The following is a 25,813-nucleotide window of genomic DNA, read 5'->3' as shown; positions in this document are numbered from 1 at the left end:
CCAAGGATCGCCTTGATGCTCGCCCCCCTGCTCGCCCTGGCCGCAGCCCTCGCCCTGGTCGCCTGTTCCCCTCAAGGGGACGAGGCCGCCTCTGAGGCTGCGGTCTATATGGAGGAGAACGCCGAGCGCGAGGGGGTCGAGACCCTGCCCTCGGGCGTCCAGTACGAGATCGTCCGTTCCGGCCCGCCGGAAGGGCTGAAGCCCACCGAGGCCGACGAGGTCAAGGTCCACTATGAGGGCAAGCTCGCCGACGGCGAGGTGTTCGATTCGTCCTATGAGCGCGGCGTGCCGGCGGCCATGCCCCTGTCGGGGCTGATCCCGGCCTGGCTCGAAGTGCTGCCCCTGATGCGGCCCGGCGACGAATGGATCATCACCGTGCCGCCGGAGATGGGCTATGGCGAATCCGGGCAGGGTCCGATCCCGCCCAACAGCGTGCTGATCTTCCGCATCGAGCTGATTGATGTGCTGCCAGGTCCCGGCCGCGTCCAGCGGGGCTGAGGCGGGGCTCAGAGGGCGGCTTCGAGGACCCCGTAGAGGCGGGTGACGTCGATCGGCTTGCTGACATGGTGGTCCATGCCGGCGGCCAGGAGTTCGTCCACCTGATGGGCCATGGCGTCGGCCGACAGGCCGATGATCGGTGTGCGCCGGCGGCTCTGGGCCAGCTCCCGGGCGCGGATTTCGCGGGTGGCGGTCAGGCCGTCCATCACCGGCATGCGCACATCCATCAGCACTAGGTCCCAGTCCCCGGTCTCCCAGGCCGCAAGAGCCGCGGCGCCATCGGCGACCATGACCGGCTCGATGCCCAAGGGCGCCAGCAGGGCGCGCAGCACCACCTGGTTGACGTTGTTGTCCTCGGCGGCCAGCACCCGCAGGCGGCCAAGCTTGTTGTCAGGCGCCGCCTGCGCGACCTCGGCGGTCGGTTCGGCCTCCGCCAGCCGGGGCAGGGGCAGGACCAGGGTGAAGACCGAGCCCGAGCCGGGCGTGCTGACCACGCCCAGGGTCCCGCCCATGAGGGCGCAAAGCTCTTGCGAGATGGCCAGGCCGAGGCCCGTGCCCCCGTGCCGACGGGTGGTGGAGGCGTCCAGTTGGGCGAAGCGGGCGAACAGCCGGGCCTGCTGGGCCTCGTCCAGGCCCGGCCCTGTATCGGCCACCCAGATCCGCACGCCCTGTGGACCAGCCTCGGCCCCCAGGGTGATCTGGCCCTGGTCGGTGAATTTCACGGCGTTGGCGACGAGGTTGTAGATCACCTGCCGCAGCCGGGTGGGATCGCCCTCGAAGACGCCACGGGCGGACGGGGCGATCTCGAGATTGAGGTCCAGCCCCTTGTCGGCCGCCAGGGTCGCAAAGGCCGACCGGGCCGAATCCACCAGGGCGGCGAGGTCGAAGGCGATGGCCTCGACCTCCATCTGACCGGCCTCGATCTTGGAGAGGTCGAGCACATTGTTGAGCAGGGCGGTCAGGGCCTCGCCGGACTGGCGGATCACGTCCAGGCGTTCGCGTTGGGCCAGGCTCAGCTCGTCGCCGGCCATTACCTGGGCCATGCCGAGCACCCCGTTCAGGGGGGTGCGGATCTCGTGGCTCATGGTCGCCAGGAAGGTGCTCTTGGCCATGTTGGCCGTCTCGGCGGCCCGCTCCTGGGTCCTGGCCTGGACCAGGGCGTCCGCCAGGCGAGCCTCGACCGCCTCCCGGTGCAGGGCGGCTTCCAGCACATAGGCGAACAGGCAGGCGACCGCGACGAGGGCCACCGTCAGGGCCGCCCTGCTGCCGTCGTGGGGGCTGAACAGAAGGCCGCCGGCCGCCATCCCGCCGATGGCCGCCAGCGCGGCGGCGGCGATCCGGCGAGAAGCCGGCAGCTCGGAAGCTCCGCTCAGGGCCACGGCGCCGATCATGGCCATGGCCGCCACGGTGGCGTTCTGCTGCCCGATCATCAGCAGGGCAAAGGGCAGGACGCCATAGCCCAGGGTCTGGATGAAGGTGAAGCCGGCGAGGGCGGCTTCGTCCCGCGACCCCGGCGCGTCATGGGCCAGGATGCGCCGGCAGAGCATCTGGTTGAGCAGCTGCAGGGCGATATTGACGCCCAGCCAGACGCCGACGAAGACCGACTCCAGCCAGACGAGGCTCCCGGCGGCGGCGACGAGGGTGAGCGGCAGGATGATCCGGACGTCCCGCTTGCGGAAGCGCGCCACATCGACCCAACGCGCCGATCGGCCTGACTGGCCCCTCATGGATAATGAACCGGCGCCCCTTGGGCTCGGCCTCCCTCAAGACGAGAATTAATCATAGTGCTCGCCCCTTAACGCCTAGTGAAACACCCGGCCATGATGTGGGCGCCCATCGGGGCCGGCGACGCGGCCGCTGGGCGAATGCTGGGCGCTTTTGGCCTGGGCGCGGTCTTGTGGCCTTGATGTGCGCCGAGCGCTGGAGCAGGGCCGCGCGGAGGTCTAGGCTTGGGCCATGTCCTCCTCCCAGACCCTTACGCCCCAGACCCTCACTCCCAGGGCGCTCGAGATCCTCGACCGCCTGGTGGCCTTCGACACCACCTCCCGGCTTTCCAACCTGGCCCTGATCGAATGGGTCGAGGCCTATCTCGATGGCCATGGGGTCGGCCACCGGCGGGTTCCCAACGCCGACGGGACCAAGACCAACCTGATCGCCACCATCGGCCCGGACATTCCCGGCGGGGTGGTGCTGTCGGGCCATACCGACGTGGTGCCGGTGGACGGCCAGCCCTGGACCTCCGATCCCTTCCAGGTCACCCCCCGGGGCGGCCGGCTCTATGGCCGCGGGACCTGCGACATGAAGGGCTTCCTGGCCCTGTCCCTGGCCGCCGTCCCCGACATCCTGTCCGTCCAGCCGAAGAAGCCGGTCCACCTGGCCTTCTCCTATGACGAGGAGGTGGGCTGTATCGGCGCCCCGGACATGATCCGCATCATCGCCAGCGAGCTGCCACGGCCAGCCCTGGTGGTGGTCGGCGAACCCACCAATATGGAGGCGGTCAGCGGCCACAAGGGGATCAACACCTTCCGGGTGACCGTGCGCGGCCATGAGGCCCATTCCAGCCAGACCCAGCTGGGCGCCTCGGCCAATATGGTCGCCATCCGGCTGATGGGGATGCTGTGTGATCTGGCCGAACAGCTGGAGCGCGACGCCGATCCGGCCTCGCCCTTCACGCCCAGGCACGCGACCTTGACGGTCGGCCAGGTGAATGGCGGCACGGCGGTGAACATCCTGGCCCGGGAATGCGTCTTCTTCTTCGACCTGCGCAGCCCGCCGGGCCTCGACCCCAAGGCGGTGCTGGCCCCCTTCTTCGCCGCCTGCGAAGCCGCCGACGCGGCGCTCAAGGCCCGCTTCCCCGACACCGGGGTCGAGGTGGTCCAGCGTTCCCACACCCCGCCCTTAGCGCCGGAGACCGATGGCGCGGCCGAGGCCTTCGCCCGCAGGCTGGCCGGCGACAATGGCCCGGCCAGGGTGGTGGCCTTCGCCGCCGAGGCCGGCCAGTTCCAGGAGGCGGGATTCTCCACCGTCATCTGCGGGCCGGGCTCCATCGACCAGGCCCATCAGCCGGACGAGTTCGTCGAGGTCTCTCAGATGGAGCGGGGCGGGGCCTTCATGGCGCGCCTCGTCGACTGGGCCGCAGCGGGCGAATGACCGCCCGGCGGCCGCGCAGGTCATTGGGGTTCCAGGTCCAGGTGCGCGCCAGCGCGAGGGCCTCGACCCGGCGGGTCCCCTGCACGGCGCGGCGCGACCGCCAGACCCGCGGCAGGTCGGCGAAGGCCGCCTTGAGCCCGCGCCAGGTGACCGCCGCCTGAAGCCGCCCCTCCCGGCGGGTGGCGATGACGGCCACGGCCAGCAGGTGCAGGGGCAGGACGATGGGCAGCAGCAGGCCCGGCGTGTCCTTGATCAGCACCCAGAAGCGGTTGCGCGTGCCGTGAAAAACGGCGAACTCTGACTTCGGGCCGCCGGACGAGGCCGAGCCCTCATGGGCGATCACGGCTGTGGGGACCAGCAGGGTGGGTTCCCCCGCCAGCTGCAGGCGATAGCCGAAGTCCACATCCTCGCAGTAGCAGAAGAAGCTCTCATCCAGGCCGCCGAGCCTGAGGAAGAGGGCGCGGTCGACCATCATCGCCGCCCCGCAGGGGGAGAAGACCTCGCCCTCAGCCGAGTCGCCGGGATCAGGCGTCTGATAGCCGCCGCGATAGGGAATGGCCGGCGCCGACATGACGTCGCCCAGGCCGTCCAGCACGCTGCGGTCCTGGGCCATCACCTGGCGGGAGGTGAAGGAGAGCACCTTCGGGTGACGCCGGCTGGCGGCCACCAGTTGCGCCAGCCAGTCGGGATCGGGATAGGCGTCGGGATTGAGCAGCACCAGCCAGCGGCCGAGCGCCGCCCGCGCCCCCAGATTGACGCCAGCGGCGAAGCCGAGATTGCCGCCGGCCTCGATGACCCGGGCGCCGGGCAGGCTCGCCGCCGCAGGGGCGGCTTCGCGCTGGGGCGAGTCGTTATCGACGATGATCAGCTCGAAATCACCGAAGGTCTGGGCGGCCAGGGCGGCCACGCAGCGGCCCAGGGTCGCGCCGCTGTTATAGGCCACGATGACCACGCTCAGCGCCGGGGGCGCCTTGTCTTCGCCGGAAGGCTCGTTCATGCGAGGGATCGCTCCAACACCGACTCGTAGAGACTCATGACGACCATCACCCCGCTCGCCCTGCCCGAGGTTCTGCTTATCACGCCCAAGCGCCATGGCGATGCGCGGGGCTGGTTCGCCGAGACCTGGAGCCGCAGGACGCTGGGCGAGGCCGGTGTGATCTGTGATTTCGTGCAGGACAACCAGGCCTATAGCGCCCGCAAGGGCACGGTGCGCGGCCTGCACTTCCAGACGGCGCCGCACGCCCAGGCCAAGCTGATCCGGGCTCTGCGCGGCGCCATCTATGATGTCGCGCTCGATGTTCGACCGGGCTCTGCGACCTTCGGCCAATGGGTCGGCGCCGAGCTGAGCGCCGAAGGGGGCGAGCAGCTCCTGGTCCCCCGCGGCTTCGCCCACGGCTATTGCACGCTCACCGACGACTGCGAGCTCTTCTACAAGGTCGACGGCCTATATGCGCCGGACTGCGAAGGCGGCGTGCTCTGGAACGACCCGGACCTGGCCATCGACTGGCCGGTGGACGCCGCGGGCGCCACCACCTCGGACAAGGACAAGGTCCTGCCCCGCCTGAAGGACATGCCGGAGGCCCACTTCGAATGAGCGAACCGCAGAACGAACTTCTGGAGATCCTCAATCTCGAACAGATCGAGCTCGATCTCTATCGCGGCCTGACGCCGGCCCGGGAAGGTCGCCGCATCTATGGCGGCCAGGTGGTGGCCCAGGCCCTGACGGCGGCCTATCGCACCATCGAAGGCCGGCTCTGCCACTCCATGCACGCCTATTTCATCCGCCCGGGCGACCCCTCCATCCCGATCCTGTTCCAGGTGGACCGGGCCCGGGACGGCGGCTCCTTCTCGGTGCGTCGGGTCACCGCCATCCAGAACGGCAAGCAGATCTTCAACCTGGCCGCCTCCTTCCAGGTCCCCGAAGAGGGCTTCGAGCACCAGGACCAGGCGCCGGTCGTGACGCCGCCGGAAGATCTGCTGAACGAAGAGCAGCTGCGCGAGGCTGACGGCGTTCCCCCCCGGGACCGGGACTGGCCCGTCGAGGTCCGCCCGGTCAATCCCCAGCGCCGCGGCCGAACCGAGCCCCTGGAGCCGTTCTACAATGTCTGGTTCAAGGCCCGGCAGTCGGTGGGGACCGATGTGGCGATCAACCAGTGCGCCCTGGCCTATGGCTCGGACATGAGCCTGCTGGATGCGAGCCTGCGGCCCCACCCCGTCCCGGACGGCGAGCTGCAGGTGGCCAGCCTCGACCACGCCCTGTGGTTTCATCGCCCCAGCGACTTCTCCGACTGGCACCTCTATGTCCAGGATAGCCCGTCGGCCTCGGGCGGGCGGGGCTTCAACCGGGGCTCGATCTTCGACCGTCAGGGCCGGCTGGTGGCCTCGGCGACCCAGGAAGCGCTCATCCGCCATCGCCCGCCCGGCTGATCCGTGACAGTCTTTCGCTACACCGGCGCGCAAGCCGGGAGACCAGCGGGAGGATGCTCATGAACGATCGGGTAAAGGTGGAGATCACGGACGGCGTCGCCGACGTGCGCATGGTCCGCACCGACAAGATGAACGCCCTGGACGACGCCATGTTCTCGGCCCTGATCGAGACCGGCGAGGCCTTGAAGACCACCCGGGGCGTCCGCGCCGTGGTGCTGTCAGGCGAGGGCCGCGCCTTCTGCGCCGGCCTCGACATGGGCTCCTTCGCCGCCATGGCCTCGGGCGAACGCAACCGCGGGGCGGCCGATGGCGAGACCCTGCTGACCCCCAAGCGCTCGGCTGGCGGGTCGAACCGCGCCCAGCATGCGGTCATGGTCTGGCGCGAGCAGCCGGTCCCGGTGATCGCGGCGGTGCACGGGGTGGCCTTTGGCGGCGGCTTCCAGCTGGCGCTCGCCCCAGACATGCGCTTTGTGACCCCTGACGCCCGCATGGCGGTGATGGAGATCAAGTGGGGCCTGGTGCCGGACATGGGCGGCATGGTGCTGATGCGCCATCTGGCCCGGGGCGACGTGATCCGCGAGCTCACCTATTCCGGCCGTATCTTCGATGGCGATGAGGCGCTGCGCCTGGGCTTCGCCACCCGGGTCTGCGCAGACCCCCTGGCCGAGGCCCTGGCCCTGGCCCGCGAGATCGCCGCCAAGAGCCCGACCGCGATCCGCGGCGCCAAGCGGCTGATCGAGCTTTCCGAGACGCCCGCCGACCAGCACGAGATCCTGAAGGTGGAGAGCGCCGAGCAGGGGGCGCTGATCGGATCTGCGAACCAGAAGGAGGCGGTGATGTCGAACGTCGAGAAGCGGGCGGCGGTCTACGCCGACTGAGGGCGCTCTCATTGCGGCCGCCCTCGTCCTTCGAGGCTCGCTTCGTCGCCCTCGGACCTGATCCGAGGGCCCATGAACACCTCGTCCAGTCCCGTGTGCATGGATGCTCGGGTCAAGCCCGAGCAAGACGGTGGTGGGGTGAAGGGCTAGACCCGGACGCCACCTCCCGGGGGTCAGGCGGGCGTCCGCCCCCACTCGGCCCGCACGGCGTCATCGCCCTCGCTTGGCAGGGCCAGCCCCCGTTCGGCGGCGAAGGCATCCGCTGGCAGCAGCTGCGACAGCGCCCAGACCGCGGCCCCCCTGACGACCGGCGCCTCATCGGCCAACCGCGCGCGCGCCACCTCGACCATCCCGGGGTCCCCGCTGTTGCCGAGGGCGTAGAGCACGTTGCGGACGAAGCGGTCGCGGCCCAGGCGCTTGACCGCGCTCTTGGTGAACAGGGCGCGGAAGGCGGCGTCGTCCAGGGCGGCCAGGTCCTCCAGCCGCGGGGCCTTCAGAACCTCCCGGGCCTGAAGCTGCTGCTCGCGGGCCTCTTGCGCGAACTTGTTCCAGGGACAGACCGCCAGGCAGTCGTCGCAGCCATAGATGCGGTTGCCGAGCGCCGGCCGGAATTCCAGTGGGATCGGACCCGACAGCTCGATGGTCAGGTAGGAGATGCAGCGCCGCGCATCGAGCTGATAGGGCGCGGGAAAGGCGTCCGTCGGGCAGACGTCCTGGCAGGCGCGGCAGGAGCCGCAGGCGTCATCGCCCGGCGGATCGGGCGCAAGCTCCAGCGAGGTGAGCACCGAGCCGATGAACAGCCAGGAGCCGAACCGGCGGGAGACGAGATTGGTGTGCTTGCCCTGCCAGCCCAGGCCCGAGGCTTCCGCCAGGGGCTTTTCCAGCAGGGGGGCGGTGTCGACGAACACCTTCACCTCGGCCCCGAAGGTCTGGGCCATCCAGGTCGCCAGCTGCTTCAGGCGCTTCTTGATCAGGTCGTGATAGTCCGAGCCTTGGGCGTAGACCGATATGGCCCCGCGGTCGGGATGGGCCAGCACGCCGCGGGGGTCGTGGTCGGGACCGTAATTGACCCCCAGCATGACGGCCGAGCGGGCGCCCTGCCACATGGCCTGGGGGTGTGAGCGGCGCTCCAGGGTGGTCTCCAGCCAGGCCATCTCGCCGTGGCGACCCTCGGCGACGAATTCGGCCAGTCGCGCGCCGGCGGTCCAGGGCTGATCGGCCCGGGCCAGGCGGCAGTCGTCGAAGCCCAGGGCGAGGGCTTGGGCGCGGATCCGGTCTTCAGGCGATTCAGAAATCGAGGTCGTCATAATGGGCCGCGGGCGCGAGCCCCGGCCAGCGATCGGCGAGCAGCGGCCTGAAGCAGGGGCGGGACTTCACCGTCATGTACCACGTCTTGACCGCGGCGAAGTCCCGCCAGGGCACATCGCCGAAATAGTCGATCACCGACAGGTGCGAGGCGCCGGCGAAATCGGCGAGGCTCAGCCGGCGGCCGGCCAGCCAGTCGCGCTCGGCCAGCAGGCTGGTGAGATAGGTCATGTGATGGCGCAGGGCCTCACGCCCCCGCCGCAGGGCCGCCAGGTCCGGCGCGCCCATGCGCAGCAGGCGCTTTTCCATCTTCTCATGCAGAAGGAAGGAGCCGACCTCGTAGTCGAACTTGCGGTCGAACCACTGCAGCAGCCGCCGCGCCTCGGCCCGGTCGGCGGCCTCGCGGCCCAGCAGGGCCGGCTCGGGATAGGTCTCTTCCAGGTGGTCGAGGATGGCCCGGCCCTCGCACAGGACCAGGCGGCCCTGGGGACCTTCCTCGACCAGGACAGGGGTCAGGCCCGAGGGATTGAGCGCCGACAGGTCATCGGGCTGCTCCCAATAGCGGACGATCACATCCTCGAAGGCCAGGCGCTTTTCGCCCAGGGCCAGACGGACCTGTCGCGACGCCGGATCGAGCGGAAAATGATAGAGGGTGCGTTGGACGCTCATGCCGGCATTTCGCCGCGAATGCGGCCAGTTTGATCAGGGCTCGATAAGCCCGCAGGGGCCTTAAGGGCGCGTTTACGAAGGCCCTGTCTGTCCCGATTTGGGCGCCCCGTCCGGGTCCCCGTCACGGTCTGCGGCGTCAGGTCGCGGACGGCTCGGCGAACGCGCCGCCGTGGGGCTCGGCCCGGCCCCGGGGGTCGGCGTGAATCAGGATGTCGGCGGCGGGAAAATGCTCCAGCAGCCGCTGCTCGGCCTCGACGATCACCTGGTGGGCGGCGTCCAGGGTCAGGTCCGGATCCAGGTCGGCGTGCATCTGGATGTGCACATAGGGGCCGGACGCCCGGGTGCGCAGCTGGTGGATGTCGGTGAGCCGGGCGTCCTGCGTCATCAGCCGCACGATGAGCGCCCGCTGATCCTCGGGCAGTTCATGGTCCATCAGCTGGTGGGCGGCCTCGCGGAAGACGCCGATGGCGGCCCAGACCAGGATGGCCGCGACGATCAGGCCCGCCGCCCCGTCCAGGCTGGTGAAGCCCGCCATCGTCGCGCCGGCCACGCCGAGCAGGGCGGCGAGGTTGGAGGCCAGGTCCGAGAAATAGTGCGCGCGGTCGCCGGACACGGCCACCGACTGGGTCTGGCGCAGCACCCGGGTCTGGGCGGTCACCAGCAGGCCGGTGAGCAGGATGGAGCCGGCCATGACGGCCATGGCCCAGCCGCCATGGGTGATCGGCTGGGGATCGAGCAGGCTGGCTATGGCCTCGCGGCCCACCAGGGCGGCCGAGGCGAAGACCAGGCCCGCCTGCATCAGGCTGGCGAAGGCCTCGGCCTTGCCATGGCCGAACCGGTGTTCGGCGTCCGGCGGAACCACGGCGTAGCGCACCGCGAAGAAGGTGATCAGCGAGGCGATCAGGTCGAGGCCGGAATCGGCCAGGGAGGCCAGCACCGCCACCGATCCGCTGGCCAGCCAGGCGGCGGTCTTCAGGGCGACCAGGATCAGGGCGACGGCCACCGACAGCAGGGTGATCCGCCGGGTCAGGACGGCGGTCTGGGCGGGCGTCAGGGCCGATGCGGTCGGCGGGTCGAGGGACGTCATGATCCCCCGACCCTAGACCTTCACCGGGCGGCGCCCCAGGGGGTTTTTCTGCCGCGCGCCGGGTGTTTAGGCCGCCTTTCGGGGTTCTGGCCCCACATAGACCGACTGGGGCCGCACCAGCCGCCCGCCGGCCAGCTGCTCGCGGGCATGGGCCAGCCAGCCGGCCACCCGACCCATGGCGAAGACGCAGGTGAAGGCCGGCGGCGGGAAGTCCAGGGCCTCCAGCAGCAGGGCGGTGTAGAACTCCACATTGGTGTCCAGGGGCCGGTCGGGCTTGTGGGTCTTGAGGATGTCGAGGGCGGCGGCCTCCACGGCTTCGGCGAAGGCCACGCGGCCGGCCCCGCCGCCGCCGCTCGCCGCCAGGGCGCGCACGGGGCCTTTCAGCGCATCGGCCCGGGGATCACGCACCCGGTAGATCCGGTGGCCAAAGCCCATCAGCCGCTCGCCCCGGGCCAGGGCCGCCTCGATCCAGGCCCGGGCGTTCTCCGGCTGGCCGATGCCGTCCAGCATCTCGATGACCGGACCCGGCGCGCCGCCGTGCAGCGGGCCTTTCAGTGCGCTGATGCCGGCCAGCACCGCCGAGGTCAGGCCGGCCCGGGTCGAGGCCACCACCCTGGCGGCGAAGGTCGAGGCGTTCAGGCCATGGTCGGAGACGGTGACCAGATAGGCGTCCAGGCCCGCGACCTGGGCCGGGCTCGGGGCAGCGCCGGTCAGCATCCGCAGGATGTCGGCGGCGTGGGGCAGGGCGGGATCGGGGGCGATCGGCGCCTGGCCGGCCTGGGCGCGGACCACGGCCGGGGTGAAGACTGCAGGCGCTGCGATCAGGCGCAGGGCGGTGGCCAGGTCGTCGCCATCGGCCAGCCGGGCCATCAGGGCGCGGACCGCCTCCACCGGCTCCCGGGCCAGGAGACCTTTGTCGAGATAGGCCACCTCGGCGAACACCTCGACCCGGGCCGCGCCCAGGGCGGCGGCCAGATCCGCCGGCAGATCCTCGAAGAAGCCCGCAAACAGCAGGGCGATCAGGTCCTCGAAGGTCGCGTGGCCGGCGAGGTCGTCCAGGGAGCGGCCGCGGATGATCAGGCGGCCGGCCTGGCCATCGACTTCGGACAGCACGGTGCGGGCGGCGACGACGCCTTCGAGGCCTTCGGGGGGCGCGGAAGCATGGGCGTTCATGGGGAGGCTCCAGTTTCGACTTGCGCCGCCGAATGTCCGCCGCCAAGTTCCATCGTCAATCTTGATCAATATAATCAATGTAAGGCCCATGACCGACTGGATCGGCGCCGAAGAGGCCTGCGCCCGGCTGAAGGTGCGCAGCCAGACCCTCTATGCCTATGCGAGCCGGGGCCGGGTGGGGGCCCGCCCCGATCCGGCCGATCCCCGCCGCAGCCTCTATCGGGCGGCCGATGTGGCGGGACTGGCGGCGCGCAAGTCCCGGGGGCGCAAGGCCGCGGCCGTGGCGGCCGGCGCCATCGCCTGGGGGGAGCCGGTGCTGGACTCCGCCATCACCACGGTGGTCGAGGGCCGCCTCTATTACCGGGGGCGGGACGCCGTCGCCCTGGCGGAAACCGAGACGCTCGAATCCACCGCGCGCCTGTTGCGCGGCGGGGACGGGGCGGCGCTGAAGCGGAGCGCGCGGGGGACGCCGCCGGCCGGGGCCGACATGCGCGCCCGGGCCTTCCTCGTACTCGCCGAGCGGGCGGGCCTGGACTCGCCGGCGCTGGGCCGCCATCCCCTGGCCCTGGCGGTGGAGGCCGCCACCCTGCTGGACGTGCTGACCGACGCGGTGGCCGGCGCCGCTGGCGGCGGGCCGATCCATGAGCGGCTGGGGACGGCCTGGGGCTGCGCCCGGGGGGACGGGGGCGCTGAGCTGATCCGGCGCGCCCTGGTGCTGCTGGCCGACCATGAGCTGAACGCCTCGACCTTCGCCGCCCGGGTGGCGGCCTCGACCGGCGCATCCCTGGCGGCCTCGGCGCTGGCGGGGCTTTCGGCCCTTTCAGGGCCAAGACACGGCGGGGCGGGGGCGGCGATGCGGGGGCTGCTGGCGGAGGCGGTCGAACAGGGGCCGCCCGGCGCCATCGCCGCGCGGCTGGCCCAGGACCGGAGCCTGCCGGGCTTTGGCCACGCCCTCTATCCGGACGGCGATCCCCGCGCCCAGGCGCTTCTGGCGCGGTTCGAGCCGCCGGCCGATCTGGCGGCCCTGCGCCGGGCGGTGGAGGGCGCCACGGGCCAGGCGCCCAATGTGGACTTCGCCCTGGTGGCCCTGGCCGAGGTGCTGAACCTGCCGAAGGATGCGCCCTTCGCCCTGTTCGCGGTGGCCCGCTGCGCCGGCTGGATCGCCCACGCCATCGAGCAGGCGCAGACCGGCGGCCTGATCCGGCCGCGGGCCCGCTATGCGGGGGTGACGCCAATCGCCGGGGCTTCCGGCGGCTCGGCGAACTGACCGCCCTTGCGATAGCGATAGAGGTAGGTCCCGAGCACCGATTCCACCGCCGTCGGGCGAACCCCCAGGGCCTCGAGCCCCGGCAGGGCGGGATCGGCGACATTGTCGACCCGCAACTGCTCGACCTGATCGACCGTCAGCGGCGGGGCGATGGGCGTCATGGCCAGCAGGCCGCCCACCTTGCCGATCATCCGGGCGACCGGGAAGGGCAGGGGAACCAGGAAGCGGCGGCGCTGGGTCTGGCTCAGCACCATCTCCAGGATCTGGCGGAAGGTCAGGATCGCCGGGCCGCCCAGCTCATAGGTCTTGCCGGCCGCATCGGGGTCGGCCACGGCGGCGGCCACCGCGCGGGCCACATCGCCCACGAACACCGGCTGGAAGCGGGTCTTGCCGCCGCCGATCAGGGGCAGGGCCGGCGACAGGACGGCCATGGCGGCGAAGCGGTTGAAGAAGTCGTCCTCCGGCCCAAACACGATCGAGGGCCGCAGGATCACCGCCTCAGGCAGGATCTCGCGCACGGCGGCCTCGCCGTCGGCCTTGGTGCGGGCATATTTCGACGCGCTGTCGAGATCGGCGCCGATGGCCGAGATCTGCACCATGCGCCGCACGCCGACGTCGCGGGCGGCCTGCGCCACATTGCGCGCGCCCATGGTGTGCAGGCTCATGAACTTCTGGCGGCCGCTCTCGTAGAGCACGCCCACCAGATTGACGCAGGCCTGGGCGCCGTCCAGCGCCCGGGCGACCGAGGCCATGTTGCGGATATTGGCCTGGACCACCTGGATCTGGCCCACATCGCCCAGCAGCAGCAGGTCATGGGCCCGCGCCGGCTGGCGCACGGCGACTCGCACCCGATATCCGGCCCGGGCCAGAGCCCGCACCACCTGACTTCCGACAAAGCCCGAACCGCCGAAGACGGTGACGAGATCCTGCATGGCCCGGCCCGTTGTTTTCCAATGTTCCTGAGCGCCCGGATAGACGATGCGGACCCCTGCCGCAATGCGACTTGCGCGATGTGTGAAAAGGTCCGTTGACGCCCGTCTGGCTTTTCCTTAGTAGTCCCGCCTCCCGATCCGACGGACCGGGCCCAGGTGGCGGAATTGGTAGACGCGCTGGCTTCAGGTGCCAGTGGCTTAACGGCCGTGGAGGTTCGAGTCCTCTCCTGGGCACCACCCCTCTCTCAAGGTCCATCCGGGGGTGGTCGCCCTTCTTTCCCCCGCAGGACGCCCGAAAGCCGCGGTAAGGTCCGCGCATAAGCGGAGCAAGCGGTCTTGGCCAACTTCCTTCACAAGGGCGATCTGCCCGACGGTCTGTTCCAGGGCGTTGACGCCGTGGCGGTGGATTCCGAGACCATGGGCCTGCGCCTGGGGCGCGATCCGCTCTGCGTGGTGCAGATCTCGGCCGGGGACGGCGACGCCCATCTCGTGCAGCTCGATCGGGCCACCTATGACGCGCCCAATCTCAAGGCCCTGCTGACCGATCCGACGATCACCAAGATTTTTCACTTCGGGCGGTTCGACATCGCCATGTTCCATCTCCATCTGGGGGTGATGACCGGCCCCGTCTATTGCACCAAGATCGCCTCCAAGCTGGCCCGGACCTATACCGACCGGCATGGGCTGAAGGACGTGACCCGCGAAATGGTCGGCGTCGATCTCTCCAAGGCCCAGCAGAGCTCGGACTGGGGGGCGGCCAACCTGTCCGACGACCAGGTGGCCTACGCGGCCTCCGACGTCCTGCACCTGCATGCCGTGCGCGCCCGGCTGGACGCCATGCTGGCCCGGGAGGGCCGCGACGCCCTGGCGCGGGCCTGTTTCGAATTCCTCCCTCATCGGGCCGCCCTCGACGTGGCCGGGTGGGAGGAGTCCGACATCTTCGCCCATAGTTGAGACGCCGGTGAGCGCCCTGGCATATGAGGCCCGCGGGCCGGCGTCGGCCCTGGCCATGGCCCGGTGGCGGCGCCGTTCGCGGCTGATCCGCCAGCTTCGCGTGCTGCTGCCCCTGCTGATCGCCGCCATCGTGCTCAGCCTGGTGGGCCTCGTGGTCTATCGCAGCGTCGTGGGCCAGACGGCCAAGCCGGAGGAGGCCGAGGCGCCGATCCGGCTGGTGAACCCCCGCTTCCTGGGGCGCGACATCCAGGGGCGCTCCTTCGTGATCACCGCGGCCAGCGCCGTGCGCGACGAGAACGACTACCAGCGGGTGGTGCTGGACCGGCCGGCCATGGTGGTGGATGGCGAGGGCCTGAGCCCCATGCGGCTCTCGGCCCGTTCAGGCGTCTTTCATGAGGGCGATGGGATTCTGCGGCTTCAGGGTGATGTCACCCTGAACGATCAGGCGGCGGCCTTCGATACGCCGAGCGCGGTGTTCAACACCGCCACCGGGGTGCTGGAGGGCGAGGGACTGATCACCGGCGCCGGCCCGCTTGGCGAAATCCGTGCTAGGTCCTATGGCGTGTACGACAAGGGCGAGCGCATGGTCTTCAAAGGCGGCGTAACCGGCCGGGTCACCCCGAACTCGCCGCGATGATGCGAACATGAGGCGTCCGAAGATGAACTTTCCTCACGCACCCGGCGCCCGGACACGCGTTCCGGCGATCCTGGCTGCGGGCCTGATCCTCGGTCTGGCGGCGCCGGCCCAGGCTCAGCTGGCCAGCGGCTCCAACGCACCGGTCGACATCACCGCCGACGAGCTCGAGGTGGTCAACGCCGACTGCCTGGCCATCTGGCGGGGGTCGGCCGAGGCCCTGCAGGACGGCTCGCGCCTGCGCGCCGACGTGCTGCGCATCCGCTATGCCCCGGGCCGCACAGGCGCCACGTCCGGAGGCGCCAGCTGCGGCGATCTCCAGGGCATGGAGGCGCAAGGCTCGGTCTTCTATGTCACCCCCCAGCAGCGGGTGCGGTCCAATGCGGCGGTCTATGACGCGGCTGCCGACACCATCACCATGACCGGCGACGTGGTCGCCGCCCAGGGCCAGAACGTGCTGCGCGGCGAGCGCCTGGTGATCCAGGTGTCCACCGGCCAGGCCCGGATGGAGACCAGCGCCCGGGGCGCCGGCTCTCCAGGCCGGGTGCGCGGCGTCTTCTATCCCAATGCGTCGCAGGGCCAGCCTGCCGCCAAGCGCTAGGAGACCCGCGTGCTGGACAAGACGATGGCGACGAAAGCCCCCGCGGCGGCGCTGGGCGAAGGCCTGGTGGTCGACAATATCGGCAAGTCCTATCGCGGCCGCCCCGTGGTCAAGGGCGTCTCCCTGCGCCTGGCCCGCGGCGAGGTGGCGGGCCTGCTCGGTCCCAACGGGGCGGGCAAGACCACCTGCTTCTACATGATCACCGGCCTGATCGCCGTCGACTACGGCGCCATCTATCTGGACGGCGAGAACATCACCTCCCAGCCCATGTACCAGCGCGCCCGGATGGGCCTGGGCTATCTGCCGCAGGAGACCTCGATCTTCCGCGGCATGACCGTGGCCCAGAACGTCATGGCCGTGGTCGAGCTGCGTGAGCGGGACGGGGCCAAGGCCCGCGCCACCGTCAACCAGCTGCTGGAAGAGCTGCATATCGAGCACCTGCGCGACGCCCCGGCCATCTCGCTCTCCGGCGGCGAGCGGCGGCGGGTGGAGATCGCCCGGGCGCTGGCCAGCGAGCCGTCCTTCATGCTGCTGGACGAGCCCTTCGCCGGGATCGACCCCCTGGCCATCGCCGACATCCGCGAGGTCATCACCTATCTGAAGACCCGGGGCATCGGCATCCTGATCACCGACCACAATGTCCGCGAGACCCTGGACATCATCGACCGGGCCGCGATCATCCATGCGGGCGAGCTGCTGTTCGAAGGCTCGCCGGCCGAGATCATCGACAATCCCGAAGTCCGCCGCGTCTATCTGGGCGACCGCTTCGGGGGCTGATGACCCCGTTTACGGGACGTCCGACGTCCCCGACTGCGACCTCAGCCACCGCGTCATCAGATACAGGTGCAGGGCGTGGACGGCGATGTAGGCCAGGCTGACCAAGGCCAGCACCAGACGGAATTCAAGCCGCTCGTCGGGCTCCACCCAGAGGCTGGCCAGGCTGAACGGGGTGAGGGTGAAGGCCGCCAGCAACGGGGTGATGGCCAGGGCGATCCCCCGTGGCGCCGACCAGGTCGGCTTGCGGTCGAGCCCCCACTGCATGGGCAGCTTCATGCCTGCCGGAACACGACGCGCAAAGGCCAGCGACATGGCCGCCAGCACCAGAACCGTAATGCCTGTGACGAAGGGCGCGCTGAACATGCCGCCAGCTTGGCAGGTTTGGCGCACGACTCAAACCAGTCAGGCCCAAATGCGGGAGTTGCGCAACCGCGTTCGCTGAATCTGACCGAGGTGGTAGCCTGGGAACATGACAGCCCGGGCGCCCATACAGAATTCGGCCTCCACCTGGGCTCAGCCTCTGCCGACGGAGACCTCAGACGAGCGGCTGCGACTGCTGGCTGTCGTAGCGCAACAGGTGTGCGCCCTGGGATCGGGACGGCTCAAGGTGGCGGTGGACGGCCGCACGGCGTCCGGAAAGACGTCGTTCGGCCACGAGTTGGCCCACGCGCTGGCCGCAAGGGGGCGGCCCGTCCTGCGGGCCAGCCTCGACGACTTCAAGCGGCCCTGGCGCGACCGAGGCCTGTATGATCGCGAAAGCGGTGAGGGCTATTACCGGAACGCCTTCGACTATGACGCCGTGCGCCGCCTGCTTCTGACCCCGATGGCGGGAGACGGGATGTGCGCCCTCTGTTCGATCGATCCCCGCACTCAGATCGACCATTCCGGGACGCGGGTGCGGGCGGCGCCCGACGCGATCCTCGTGGTGGACGGCGTCTTCGCCTTCCGAGCCGAGCTTGACGACCACTGGGACCTGCGAATCTGGCTCGAGATCGCCACGACGGACTCCATCGCCCGGGGCCTGGCGCGGGACGGCGGCGACGGGACGGTGATGCGCGACCGCTACGTAGTGTCCGAAGACCTCTATGCCGTCGAAGTCGATCCCGCCGCCCGGGCCGATGTGGTGATCGATAACAGCCGGTTCGACCGACCCAGGGCGCTGAGGGGGCTGGTCGGCTAGCCCGCCCGTTCGAGATCAGCCGCCGCGCCGATGAGGCTGATGGTGCTCAGCGGACCTTCAGGGCGAGCGTCACCAGCAGGGCCGAGACGGCGAGGTGCACCAACATGAAGCGAACGAGGACCTGGCTGTTGGACCAGCCCAGCTCTTTGCGGCAATGGTCGTGAAGAGGGAAGCGGACGCGGCTCAGAACTCGCAGGCCAAAGAAGCGCATCAGAGCGACCTTCAGGAGGCCGGTGGCGCCATTCAGCAGCAGCATGGAGCCCACGAGCACAAGAAAGACCGGACTATTGGTGGCGACGACGAGCATGCCGATCATCAGGCCGATGGGCCGGGAGCCAGCATCGCCCATCAGCACCTGGCTAGGCGGCGCATTGTACCAGAGGTAGCCCGCCACGCAGCCTACCATGACGAAGGCCATGATCGCCCAACTCGCGCCGTCGGCGTTGAAGGGTACGCCCAGATGGCGGGCCACCACTTCGCTGCCGATGACCGCGTAGAGCAGGCCCCCCAGCAGCATCATGGCCGTGCCGCTGAGACTGCCCGAGACGCCGTCCACCCCGTCGGAGCAATTGGTGGCGTTGATCGCCAGCCAGATCACGCCAGTGGCCAGGGGGATCGCCATCCAGGCCGGCAGCACGATCACCGCCGGCCAGAGTGGCAGCCACAGGGTGGCCGGGAGGAGGCCGTGGATGGTCACGGCTGCGCCGATAGCGATGACCAGGTCCATGGCGGCGAGCTGATACTCGGAGAATCCCCCGCGGCGGTCGTCCAGATAGCCGACGACCATGGCCGCCAGCACCAGGGGCAGGGTCAGCAGGGGCCGCGCGTCCAGGGGCACGAAAACCAGGGCGGCGAGCGCGAAGATGCTGACGAAGATCAGGCCTGCGCTGACCGGCTTGCCGACGCTCTGGTCTGCGTCGACAGCGAAGGCCCGACCCCGGTCAGTGGGCAGGTGTCCCCAAAGCCTGGGCAGCGCGAGCCAGGTGGCCAGGGCGGCGGCTGAAAAACCTGCGGCCGCCAGGAAGAAGAACGAGTCAAAGAGGCGAAGCGGGCCCCAATGTTCGCCCAGCGCCTCGTAGATCCAGTTCAGCATGTCAGGGCCTTCAGGCGCCCGTTCTAGATCAGCCGCGAGCGGATGGCCTGGGACAGGATGTCGATCAGGGTCACGGCGACGACGATCACCAGGGCGATGGCGGCGACGCGGGAATAGTTGAAGCTGTTGAGGCTATCGAACAGGATCTGGCCGATGCCGCCGGCCCCGATGAGGCCGAGGATGGTGGCCGCTCGGCTGTTGGATTCGAAGCGGTAGAGGGCGTACGAGGTCCACAGCGGGGCGACCTGCGGGACCACGCCCCAGGCGATCTCCTGCAGCTTGTGGGCGCCGGTGGCGCGCACCCCCTCCACCGGGCCCTTGTCGATGGACTCCACGGCCTCGGAGAACAGCTTGCCCAGCACCCCGCCGGTGTTCAGCGCCAGGGCCATGACGCCGGCGAAGGGGCCAAGGCCGACGGCGACCACGAAGACCATGCCGATGACCAGGTCGGGCACCGAGCGCAGGATGTCCATGATCCGGCGCACCGGCCACTGGATGGCGGGCGGGGCGATGTTGCGGGCGCCCAGCAGGCCCAGCGGCACGGCGATGAAGACGGCCAGCGCCGTGCCCCACATGGCCATCTGGATGGTCAGCCACATCTGGCTGATGAAGAAGGGCAGAAGCTCGAAGTCCGGATTGACGAAGGCCCGGCCGAACTCGCGCATATTGTCCGAGCCGGAGAACAGCCGCGGGAACTTCTCGATCTCGGCGGGGCCGAAGCTGACCGCCAGGACGATGGCGATCCCGCCCCACAGCAGGACGTCGAAGATCCACTGACCCATGGGCCGCGCGGGCGGCTTCAGGGCGGCGCTGGTCGCGGTGTCGGTCACAGGCGTCAGGCTCTTCGTCTTTTCAGGGCGCAGGCGTCAGATCGCAGATGTCGGATCGCAGATGTCAGGGCGCAGGCGCCTGGGCCGGCGGCGCGGCGGCCTCGCCAGCCCGGGCGTCCAGGGTCTCGCGCTCGGCCCGGATGGCGTCGAGGGTGGTCTGGGCCTCGGCGATGCGGGCCTGGTCGCCGGCGTTCCTGGCGTTCAGCAGGGCCTCGGTGGCCTCCATCTCGCGCACCGGCAGCAGATGGGTGGCGTCGGCCGGCAGGAAGCCGCCGATGGAGATGGCCGAGAGCAGCTTGCGCTGGCGCTCGGCCTCGGGGCCTTCGCCCTTGCCATAGGTCAGGAAGAACTGACGGACCTTTTCCTTGACCGCCGGGTCCAGGTCCTTGCGCCAGACGATGGGGTCCTCGGGCAGCTTGGGCGATTCCCAGATCACATTGACCTTGTCGACCACGGTGGGCTGGCCGTTGGCGCGGTTTTCCTGGTCGCGGATGCCCTGTAGGCGGATGGCGGTGGAGTTGTTGGTGGCCACGTCAAGCACGCCATTGGCCACGGCGAACAGGTTGGCCTGGTGATTGGCGGCCCGGACCTGCTTGAAGCACTTCTCCGGCTCGATGTTCTGCGGCGCGAACAGATAGGTCATGGGCGCCAGCGTGCCCGAGGTGGACTTGGCGTCGCCGATCCCGAAGTCGAGGGTCTTGTCGCACTTGAGCACGTCTTCCAGGGTCAGGCCGCTGGCCGCCGTGGCGATCAGCACCGAGCGATAGCCATCCTCGCCGGAGGGATCGAAGGTGCGGGCGAAGATCTCGGCGTCGGCCCGGCGCACGGCCTCCAGCCCCGACAGGTTGGAGAACCAGCCCACATCGGTCTGGCCAAACCGCAGGGCCTCGATCAGCGCGGTGTAGTTGGAGCCGTAGAAGGGCTTCACCGGAATGCCGATCTCCTTCTCCATGTCGGCCAGGATCGGCCGCCAGAAGGTGTCCAGGCTGGTGGAGTTCTCCGTGGCCAGGACCGAGAAGTTCAGCACTTGCGGCGCGGCGCCGGCGGTGTCGGCGCGTTCCGAACAGGCGCTGAGGCCAAGGGCGACCATCAGGCCGGCGGCGAGGAGGCTGCGGCGGATCATTGGGGGGCTCCTTCCCAGAAGACGTCTTCGAATTCCGGACCGTAGATGTCGATAAGCTGCTTGCGGTCCAGGCCCCGCGGCGGACCATCATAGACCACCTGGCCGGCCTTCAGGGCCACCACCCGGTCGCAATAGCGCATGGCGTAGTCCACCTGGTGCAGGGTGACGATCAGGGTGAGGCCGTCGGCCCGGTTGAGGTCGCGCAGGATCTCCATCACCCGACGGGCCGAGACGGGGTCGAGGGAGGCCACCGGCTCATCGGCCAGGATGATCTTGGCCTTCTGCACCAGGGCGCGCGCAATGGCCGCCCGCTGCTGCTGGCCGCCCGACAGGGTGCCCGCCCTCTGGCCGGCATATTCGGCCACCCCTACCCGGGCGAGCGCCGCCATGGTGGCGCCCTTGGTCTCGGCGGGCCAGAAGCCCAGCAGACCGCGCAGGAAGCCGATCCGGCCCAGGGATCCCATGGCCACATTGGTGAACAGGGTCAGCCGGCCCACCAGGTTGAACTGCTGGAAGATCATGCCGATGCGGATGCGGGTGCGGCGGACATTGTGGTCCACCCGGCCATCAGCCTGCACCTGGTCGCCAAAGGCCTCGATACGGCCGGCGCCCTTGTCGATGGGGGCCAGGCCGTTGATGGCGCGCAGCAGGGTGGACTTGCCCGATCCCGAAGGACCGATCAGGGCGATCATCTCACCACGGGCGACGTCGATCGAGACGGTGTCCAGCGCGCGGCGGGATCCGAAACTCTTCGACACTTGGCGCACCGAAAGGACGGCAGCGTCAGACATGTACGGCGAATATCCCCTGGACGTCGGCGGCCGGACTCATAACCCGCGTGTGTCGCCGAGCCCCACGACGGTTTCATGACATGGGCGTTCGGCGGGGTCCAGCACGGCGCCCCCACGCGCCGAGGATCGTGGGGGCGCAGGCGAATTTAACCCGCGCCGACCCCCGACGCCGCAAGGTTCTCTGGCCCGCGCCCTTTACATCCGATCCATATGCCCCTATTTCGCATGGCTCCGGCGGACCCCGTTGTCCAAAGCGTTGCTAACGCCGGATTGGGTTCAACAATCTGTTGGGGGTTGCGTGAGGTGCATAAGTACCATACGCCCCTGGACCTGGTCCGTGAGCGGTCACCGGAACGTCCTGTCGCCTTTGCGCGACCGGACGCCGTGGCCCTAGCGGCGCGCTGGTTCCAGGACAATTTCAAAGGCGACGTCTTCTACGCTGTGAAGGCCAATCCTTCGCCGTGGGTGCTTGAAACCCTCGCGGCGAACGGGGTGCGCGCATTCGACGTGGCGTCGGTTCCGGAAATCGAGCTGGTGGCCAAGCACGCCCCCGGCGCGCGCATGGCCTTCATGCATCCGGTCAAGAGCCGCCGCTCGATCTCCACGGCCTATTTCGACCATGGGGTGCGGACCTTCGCGCTCGATACGCACGAAGAACGGGCCAAGATCCTCGACGCCACCGGCCACGCCAAGGACCTGAACCTGATGGTTCGCCTGGGCGTCGCGGCCGAGGGCGCGGCCTATTCCCTCTCCGGCAAGTTCGGCGTCGACATGTACGAGGCGCCCGACCTGCTGCTGGCCGCCCGCCGGGCGACCCAAGAGCTGATGGGCGTCTCCTTCCATGTGGGCAGCCAGTGCATGCGGCCCACCGCCTATCAGGCGGCCATGAGCCAGGCCTCCCGGGCGCTGGTCCGCGCCGGCGTGTTCGCCGACGTGGTCGATGTGGGCGGCGGCTTCCCGTCGGTCTATCCCGGCATGGTTCCGCCGGCCATGGCCGACTACATGGACTCCATCGACCGCGGCTTCGCCGAAATGATGGTCCACGAGACCACCGAGCTGTGGTGCGAGCCGGGCCGGGCCCTGGTGGCGGAAGCCTCCTCGGTGCTGACCGCCGTCGAGCTGCGCAAGGGCGACGCCCTTTATCTGAACGACGGCTCCTATGGCAGCCTGTTCGACGCCACCCACACCAAGTGGCCCTTCCCGGTGAAGCTGATCCGGTGTGAGGACGGCGAGGCCCGCGAGGTCGAGGGCCCACTGAAGCCCTACCGCTTCTATGGCCCGACCTGCGATTCCCTGGACCACATGCCGGGCCCCTTCTGGCTGCCCGAGGATGTGCGCGAGGGGGACTATGTCGAGATCGGCATGCTCGGCGCCTATGGGGTGGCGATGAACACCCGCTTCAACGGCTTCGGCGACACCGAGACCGTGGCGGTGGATGATCCGCCCATGGCCTCGATGTATGGGCTGGCCCGCCGCTCCATCCCGGTGCCGCGCAGCGAGAACCAGAATGTCGTCAAGCTGTCGCGGGCGCGGGGCAAGAAACGTCGTCGGCGCTAGGGCGTTAGGGTCGACGCACACACGCATGAGACGCGACCGGTCGCTCCGTCCCGGTCGCCTCCTTTCTCCATGGACGGGCGCTCAAACTCTAGGACTCCAAGAGAATGAACGCTGAGGTTCAGTCCAACCGCAAGGCCGAGCTGCTGTCGTCCACCGTCGAGCACGTGGCCATCGATCAGTACGACGCCCGCCCGATCATCGACGCCATGCGTCAGATGAGCTTCACCAGCCGCGACACCGCCCGGGCCGCCGACATCTTCTCGATGGCGCTTGAAGATCCCTCCTGCTCCACCTGGCTGACGCTCGCCGGCTCGACCAGCGCCGGCGGCTGCATGCACATCTATCGCGACATGGTGAAGTACGGCCTGATCGACGCCGTGGTCGCCACCGGCGCCTCCATCGTGGACATGGACTTCTTCGAAGCCCTGGGCTTCAAGCACTACCAGGCGAAAGAGCCGGTGGACGACCGCGACCTGCGCGCCCTCTATATCGACCGGATCTACGACACCTATATCGATGAGGAAGAGCTGCAGACCTGCGACGCGGTGATCAAGGAGATCACCGACCAGCTGGAGCCGCGGCCCTATTCCTCGCGGGAATTCATCTGGGAGATGGGCAAGTGGCTGGCGGCGGGCAACGCCAAGAAGCCCGGCTCGCTGATCCAGACGGCCTATGAGGAAGGCGTGCCGATCTTCTGCCCGGCCTTCACCGACTCCTCGGCGGGCTTTGGCCTGGTGAAGCACCAGGTGGAACAGATGAAGGCGGGCAAGCCCTACCTCACCATCGATTCCATCGCCGACTTCCGCGAGCTGACCGATGTGAAGATCGCCGCTGGCACCACCGGCCTGTTCATGGTCGGCGGCGGCGTGCCCAAGAAATTCGCCCAGGACACGGTGGTCTGCGCCGAAATCCTCGGGAAAGAGGTGGACATGCACAAATACGCCATCCAGCTGACGGTGGCCGATGTGCGTGACGGCGCCTGCTCGTCCTCGACGCTGCAGGAGGCCTGCTCCTGGGGCAAGGTCGACGTCACCTGGGAACAGATGGTCTTCGCCGAGGCCACCACCGTGGTGCCGCTGATCGCCTCGGACGCCTGGCACCGGGGCTCGTGGAAGACCCGCGAGCGCCGCCGCTGGAACAAGCTGTTCGAAAAGACGGCCTAAGGATCAGGCCCCGCTCCGGCGGGGCCTTTTTCTTTGGGGGCGGCGCGCCATGCCGCCGTCACCCGCCCCGGCGCCGGTGGCGACAGGGCGAAAGCCCGCCGCTCAGGCCACCACGACCTCGGTCTTCACCGAATTGGCGATGAAGCACTCCTCATGCGCCTCGTGGTGCAGGCGCGCCAGGGTCTCGGCGTCGGGGGCTGGGCCAGCCCATTCGATGACCGGATGCAGGGTGACCTTGGTCACCGCCTGGCGGCCCGGCGCGGTCTCGCTCATCACGCCTTCGGCCTCGTCGGCATAGGCGGCGACGGAAAAGCCCGCCAGCCGCGCCCGGTGCAGGAAGGTGAGCATGTGGCAGGACGACAGGGCCGAGACCAGCATCTGCTCGGGATCCACCGCGCCTTCCACCGACCACCTGTTGCCCACCACATGGCGCGAGGCGGTGCCGGGCACGGTGGTGCCCCGGTCGAAGACGAGTTCGTGGCCGCGGCTGTAGCGGCCGGCGGGAAAGTCCTCCCCCGCCGACAGCCGCCAGGTGACCGTGGCCCGGTAGGTGGCCATCAGAAGGCCTCGGCCGGCAGGCTCATCAGGGTTTCCGAGCCGGTCTTCAGCTTGGCCAGGTGGGCCGAGGTCTCCGGCAGAATGCGCTCCACATAGTAGCGGGCGAGCGTCAGCTTGGTGGCATAGAAGGGGTCGGTGTCGCCGGCTGCGATCCGGCCTTGCGCCGCCTGCGCCATCATCGCCCACATATAGGCGAGCGCCGTGAGGCCGAAGAGGTGCATGTAGTCGGTCGACGCCGCCCCGGCGTTGTCGGGATTGGCCAGGCCATTGGCCATCAGCCACATGGTGGCGTCCTGCAGCTCTTCCTTGGCGTGGGACAGGCCCTCGATGATCGGGGCCAGAGCCTTGTCGTTCTCGTGGGCGCCCACATAGGCGTCGATCTCGGCGAAGAAGCCCATGACCCCGCGGCCGCCTTCGGCGGCCAGCTTGCGGCCCACCAGGTCGAGGGCCTGGACGCCATTGGTGCCCTCATAGATCAGCGCGATGCGGCAATCGCGCATGTACTGGCTGACGGGGAAGTGCTCGGTGAAGCCCGAGCCGCCATGCACCTGGACGGCGTCGGAACAGACCTTGAAGCCGCGGTCGGTGAGGAAGCCCTTCACCACCGGCGTCATCAGGGCCATGTAGTCGGCCCCCTTCCGGCGCACCGCCTCGTCGGGGCTGCCCTGGGCCAGGTCCCCGTGCAGGGCGGTCCAGAACAGGAAGGCGCGGCCGGCCTCGATGACGGCCTTGGAGTCCATCAACATGCGGCGCACGTCGGGATGGACGATGATCGGGTCGGCGGGGCCGTCGGGATTCTTCGGCCCCGTCAGCGAGCGGCCCTGCAGGCGGTCCTTGGCGAAGCTGGCGGCGGCCTGATAGGCGGCCTCGGCCTGGGCGCCCCCCTGCAGGCCCACCCCGATACGGGCCTCGTTCATCATCACGAACATCAGGCGCAGGCCCTGGTTCTCCTCGCCCACCAGCCAGCCGACCGACTCCTCGTGCTGGATGACGCAGGTGGCGTTGCCGTGGATGCCCATCTTCTCTTCCAGACCGGCGCAGAAGACGGTGTTGCGCGCGCCCGGCTTGCCGTCGGCGTCCGGGATGAACTTGGGCACGATGAACAGGCTGATGCCGCGGGTGCCGGCCGGGGCGCCCTCGATGCGGGCCAGGACCAGGTGGACGAT

General features: G+C 69.5%; 27 protein-coding genes and 1 tRNA gene. 14 read left to right on the top strand and 14 right to left on the bottom strand.

What is annotated here, in order from left to right:
* The first annotated feature begins 15 nt into the window (after positions 1–15).
* Positions 16–498, top strand: coding sequence for an FKBP-type peptidyl-prolyl cis-trans isomerase (locus tag Q7S93_RS00230; protein WP_304711490.1), 483 nt, complete (start codon positions 16–18; stop codon positions 496–498).
* A gap of 8 nt (positions 499–506) precedes the next feature.
* Here Q7S93_RS00230 and Q7S93_RS00225 read toward each other — a convergent pair whose 3' ends face one another.
* Positions 507–2,225: an ATP-binding protein gene (locus Q7S93_RS00225; RefSeq protein ID WP_304711489.1), complete on the bottom strand. Its 1,719-nt coding sequence runs from the start codon at positions 2,223–2,225 to the stop codon at positions 507–509.
* 229 nt (positions 2,226–2,454) lie between these two features.
* On the opposite strand from Q7S93_RS00225, the gene argE reads away from it, so the two are divergent.
* The gene (gene argE / locus Q7S93_RS00220) at positions 2,455–3,648 is read left to right on the top strand and encodes an acetylornithine deacetylase (protein ID WP_304711488.1); all 1,194 of its coding nucleotides are present in this window, start codon (positions 2,455–2,457) and stop codon (positions 3,646–3,648) included.
* Here the strand turns inward: argE and Q7S93_RS00215 are convergent.
* Positions 3,608–4,645, bottom strand: a complete 1,038-nt coding sequence (locus Q7S93_RS00215) for a glycosyltransferase family 2 protein (protein WP_304711487.1) — start codon at positions 4,643–4,645, stop codon at positions 3,608–3,610. The genes argE and Q7S93_RS00215 overlap by 41 nt on opposite strands.
* A gap of 36 nt (positions 4,646–4,681) precedes the next feature.
* Between Q7S93_RS00215 and rfbC the strand changes: the two genes are divergently transcribed.
* The 3 genes from rfbC to Q7S93_RS00200 are packed head-to-tail and all read left to right on the top strand — an operon-like array spanning position 4,682 to position 6,953.
* On the top strand, positions 4,682–5,242 hold the full coding sequence (rfbC, locus tag Q7S93_RS00210) for a dTDP-4-dehydrorhamnose 3,5-epimerase (protein WP_304711486.1): 561 nt from the start codon (positions 4,682–4,684) through the stop codon (positions 5,240–5,242).
* Positions 5,239–6,075, top strand: a complete 837-nt coding sequence (locus tag Q7S93_RS00205) for an acyl-CoA thioesterase (protein WP_304711485.1) — start codon at positions 5,239–5,241, stop codon at positions 6,073–6,075. The genes rfbC and Q7S93_RS00205 overlap by 4 nt, the downstream gene beginning before the upstream one ends.
* A gap of 59 nt (positions 6,076–6,134) precedes the next feature.
* Complete coding sequence (locus tag Q7S93_RS00200; RefSeq protein ID WP_304711484.1) at positions 6,135–6,953, top strand: crotonase/enoyl-CoA hydratase family protein; 819 nt, start codon at positions 6,135–6,137, stop codon at positions 6,951–6,953.
* A gap of 173 nt (positions 6,954–7,126) precedes the next feature.
* Here the strand turns inward: Q7S93_RS00200 and queG are convergent, their stop codons facing one another.
* The 4 genes from queG to Q7S93_RS00180 all read right to left on the bottom strand — a co-directional run bounded on the left by queG (position 7,127) and on the right by Q7S93_RS00180 (position 11,187).
* Positions 7,127–8,260 (bottom strand): tRNA epoxyqueuosine(34) reductase QueG, encoded by a 1,134-nt coding sequence (gene queG, locus Q7S93_RS00195; protein ID WP_304711483.1) that lies wholly within the window; start codon positions 8,258–8,260, stop codon positions 7,127–7,129.
* Positions 8,241–8,927 carry an FtsZ-binding protein FzlA gene (fzlA, locus tag Q7S93_RS00190; RefSeq protein WP_304711482.1) on the bottom strand — a complete coding sequence of 229 codons (687 nt, stop codon included), beginning with the start codon at positions 8,925–8,927 and terminating at the stop codon, positions 8,241–8,243. Before fzlA ends, queG begins: the two co-directional genes overlap by 20 nt.
* A 136-nt stretch (positions 8,928–9,063) precedes the next feature.
* Complete coding sequence (locus tag Q7S93_RS00185) at positions 9,064–10,014, bottom strand: cation diffusion facilitator family transporter (protein ID WP_304711481.1); 951 nt, start codon at positions 10,012–10,014, stop codon at positions 9,064–9,066.
* A 66-nt stretch (positions 10,015–10,080) separates the two neighbouring features.
* The gene (locus Q7S93_RS00180; RefSeq protein ID WP_304711480.1) at positions 10,081–11,187 is read right to left on the bottom strand and encodes a citrate synthase/methylcitrate synthase; all 1,107 of its coding nucleotides are present in this window, start codon (positions 11,185–11,187) and stop codon (positions 10,081–10,083) included.
* Between the two features lie 88 nt (positions 11,188–11,275).
* Here Q7S93_RS00180 and Q7S93_RS00175 point away from each other — a divergent pair, with 88 nt between their 5' ends.
* Positions 11,276–12,454, top strand: coding sequence for a citrate synthase (locus tag Q7S93_RS00175; RefSeq protein WP_304711479.1), 1,179 nt, complete (start codon positions 11,276–11,278; stop codon positions 12,452–12,454).
* On the opposite strand, the gene Q7S93_RS00170 is transcribed toward Q7S93_RS00175, so the two are convergent.
* Positions 12,403–13,386 (bottom strand): complex I NDUFA9 subunit family protein, encoded by a 984-nt coding sequence (locus Q7S93_RS00170; protein WP_304711478.1) that lies wholly within the window; start codon positions 13,384–13,386, stop codon positions 12,403–12,405. The two genes, Q7S93_RS00175 and Q7S93_RS00170, sit on opposite strands and share 52 nt — an antisense overlap.
* 150 nt (positions 13,387–13,536) lie before the next feature.
* Between Q7S93_RS00170 and Q7S93_RS00165 the strand changes: the two genes are divergently transcribed.
* The 5 genes from Q7S93_RS00165 to lptB all read left to right on the top strand — a co-directional run bounded on the left by Q7S93_RS00165 (position 13,537) and on the right by lptB (position 16,352).
* A tRNA-Leu gene (locus tag Q7S93_RS00165) sits at positions 13,537–13,623 on the top strand.
* Between the two features lie 99 nt (positions 13,624–13,722).
* On the top strand, positions 13,723–14,340 hold the full coding sequence (locus Q7S93_RS00160; RefSeq protein ID WP_304711477.1) for a ribonuclease D: 618 nt from the start codon (positions 13,723–13,725) through the stop codon (positions 14,338–14,340).
* A gap of 7 nt (positions 14,341–14,347) precedes the next feature.
* A complete protein-coding gene (gene lptC, locus Q7S93_RS00155; RefSeq protein ID WP_304711476.1) occupies positions 14,348–14,977 on the top strand; it encodes an LPS export ABC transporter periplasmic protein LptC in 630 nt (209 codons plus the stop codon).
* A 22-nt stretch (positions 14,978–14,999) separates the two neighbouring features.
* A complete protein-coding gene (locus Q7S93_RS00150) occupies positions 15,000–15,575 on the top strand; it encodes an LptA/OstA family protein (RefSeq protein WP_304711475.1) in 576 nt (191 codons plus the stop codon).
* Positions 15,576–15,599: 24 nt separating this feature from the next.
* Positions 15,600–16,352 (top strand): LPS export ABC transporter ATP-binding protein, encoded by a 753-nt coding sequence (lptB, locus tag Q7S93_RS00145; protein ID WP_304711528.1) that lies wholly within the window; start codon positions 15,600–15,602, stop codon positions 16,350–16,352.
* Positions 16,353–16,361: 9 nt separating this feature from the next.
* On the opposite strand, the gene Q7S93_RS00140 is transcribed toward lptB, so the two are convergent.
* Positions 16,362–16,715 carry a hypothetical protein gene (locus tag Q7S93_RS00140; RefSeq protein WP_304711474.1) on the bottom strand — a complete coding sequence of 118 codons (354 nt, stop codon included), beginning with the start codon at positions 16,713–16,715 and terminating at the stop codon, positions 16,362–16,364.
* Between the two features lie 106 nt (positions 16,716–16,821).
* Here Q7S93_RS00140 and Q7S93_RS00135 point away from each other — a divergent pair, with 106 nt between their 5' ends.
* Positions 16,822–17,532, top strand: coding sequence for a hypothetical protein (locus tag Q7S93_RS00135; RefSeq protein ID WP_304711473.1), 711 nt, complete (start codon positions 16,822–16,824; stop codon positions 17,530–17,532).
* A 46-nt stretch (positions 17,533–17,578) separates the two neighbouring features.
* Here the strand turns inward: Q7S93_RS00135 and Q7S93_RS00130 are convergent, their stop codons facing one another.
* The 4 genes from Q7S93_RS00130 to phnC form a co-directional block, all read right to left on the bottom strand.
* Positions 17,579–18,625 carry a hypothetical protein gene (locus Q7S93_RS00130; RefSeq protein WP_304711472.1) on the bottom strand — a complete coding sequence of 349 codons (1,047 nt, stop codon included), beginning with the start codon at positions 18,623–18,625 and terminating at the stop codon, positions 17,579–17,581.
* A 23-nt stretch (positions 18,626–18,648) separates the two neighbouring features.
* Positions 18,649–19,407, bottom strand: coding sequence for a phosphonate ABC transporter, permease protein PhnE (gene phnE, locus Q7S93_RS00125; protein ID WP_304711527.1), 759 nt, complete (start codon positions 19,405–19,407; stop codon positions 18,649–18,651).
* A 112-nt stretch (positions 19,408–19,519) separates the two neighbouring features.
* Positions 19,520–20,578 (bottom strand): phosphate/phosphite/phosphonate ABC transporter substrate-binding protein, encoded by a 1,059-nt coding sequence (gene phnD / locus Q7S93_RS00120; protein WP_304711471.1) that lies wholly within the window; start codon positions 20,576–20,578, stop codon positions 19,520–19,522.
* On the bottom strand, positions 20,575–21,369 hold the full coding sequence (phnC, locus tag Q7S93_RS00115; protein ID WP_304711470.1) for a phosphonate ABC transporter ATP-binding protein: 795 nt from the start codon (positions 21,367–21,369) through the stop codon (positions 20,575–20,577). The genes phnD and phnC overlap by 4 nt, the downstream gene beginning before the upstream one ends.
* 303 nt (positions 21,370–21,672) lie before the next feature.
* On the opposite strand from phnC, the gene Q7S93_RS00110 reads away from it, so the two are divergent.
* Together Q7S93_RS00110 and Q7S93_RS00105 are read left to right on the top strand one after the other, a co-directional pair.
* Positions 21,673–22,926 carry a type III PLP-dependent enzyme gene (locus tag Q7S93_RS00110; RefSeq protein WP_304711526.1) on the top strand — a complete coding sequence of 418 codons (1,254 nt, stop codon included), beginning with the start codon at positions 21,673–21,675 and terminating at the stop codon, positions 22,924–22,926.
* Positions 22,927–23,030: 104 nt separating this feature from the next.
* Complete coding sequence (locus Q7S93_RS00105) at positions 23,031–24,089, top strand: 1,9-bis(guanidino)-5-aza-nonane synthase (protein WP_304711469.1); 1,059 nt, start codon at positions 23,031–23,033, stop codon at positions 24,087–24,089.
* Between the two features lie 102 nt (positions 24,090–24,191).
* Here Q7S93_RS00105 and Q7S93_RS00100 read toward each other — a convergent pair whose 3' ends face one another.
* Both Q7S93_RS00100 and Q7S93_RS00095 read right to left on the bottom strand, forming a co-directional pair.
* Positions 24,192–24,647: an OsmC family protein gene (locus tag Q7S93_RS00100; RefSeq protein ID WP_304711468.1), complete on the bottom strand. Its 456-nt coding sequence runs from the start codon at positions 24,645–24,647 to the stop codon at positions 24,192–24,194.
* A partial coding sequence (locus Q7S93_RS00095; protein ID WP_304711467.1) for an acyl-CoA dehydrogenase C-terminal domain-containing protein occupies positions 24,647–25,813 on the bottom strand: 1,167 nt, incomplete at its 5' end. The genes Q7S93_RS00095 and Q7S93_RS00100, both read right to left, overlap by 1 nt.

The sequence above is a fragment of the Phenylobacterium sp. genome (genome assembly GCF_030646615.1).
GTDB lineage: Bacteria > Pseudomonadota > Alphaproteobacteria > Caulobacterales > Caulobacteraceae > Phenylobacterium.
The sequence above is the reverse complement of the archived record's forward strand: the minus strand, read 5'-3'. Positions and strand labels throughout refer to the sequence as shown.